Here is a 719-nt window from a genome sequence, read left to right as displayed (position 1 = left end):
ATTGCAACCGATTCATGAGAAGTATTTGTCTGATCAAGAGCTTTTTGTAGATGCTAGCCAATTCATTACCGCTCCTGTAGTAGGTGACATATTGTCAGTTATATTCAAGTCGGATTATCCGAGAAGTATAGAAGGAGGCGTGAATATTCTTGATTATGAATCTAGGATAAGTTACGGTTGTAAATTGTTAGGCTACTCTGAAAAGCAAGGGTGTAAGCCATGAAGCAAGTAAAATACAGGCGGTTTTTATTAGCTTATTTTCTATGTCCTTTTATATATAGTACAGTTCTAGGGTTACTTTCAGTTGGAGTTACAACAGAATCTTTTCATTTGTTGTATGTTTTTTCGTTTTTTATACCTCTGGCCGGAAGTATATTATTTTCTGTTCATATAGTTTTTTTAAGTTTGCTTGCTTTTTATTTATATAAGAGGATTGGTTTTTATAAATTATTAGTCTTGATGAATGTTGCTACTTATTTTTCATTGTCAATCTTTTTTTTAATACCACTTATTGAAGATGGACTTGATTACTGGTATAGGTACAGCCTTGTAATTGGTGGGCCTAGTATGTTAATTCAGACGATTATGTTGTTAATTTTAATTCCTAGAAAATAGTAGTCTAAGTAATACGACCAACAGCGCGCTAGGGATCGCGACCGCGACCCTCAGCCCAAGCCTTGCCAACGAGATCGGGCAGTACTTTAAGTCAACCAATAAGG

At 35.2% G+C, this 719-nt stretch carries 2 protein-coding genes; both read left to right on the top strand.

Going from position 1 to position 719, the window contains the following annotated elements:
- On the top strand, positions 1 to 223 hold a 223-nt coding region (locus tag HMPREF3144_RS11780; protein WP_210394294.1), incomplete at its 5' end, for a PIN domain-containing protein.
- Positions 220 to 615, top strand: coding sequence for a hypothetical protein (locus HMPREF3144_RS04175; RefSeq protein WP_036561464.1), 396 nt, complete (start codon positions 220 to 222; stop codon positions 613 to 615). The genes HMPREF3144_RS11780 and HMPREF3144_RS04175, both read left to right, overlap by 4 nt.
- Positions 616 to 719 lie beyond the last annotated feature (104 nt).

The organism is Oligella sp. HMSC05A10 (genome assembly GCF_001808335.1).
Classification (GTDB): domain Bacteria; phylum Pseudomonadota; class Gammaproteobacteria; order Burkholderiales; family Burkholderiaceae_B; genus Oligella; species Oligella urethralis.
The sequence above is the reverse complement of the archived record's forward strand: the minus strand, read 5'-3'. Positions and strand labels throughout refer to the sequence as shown.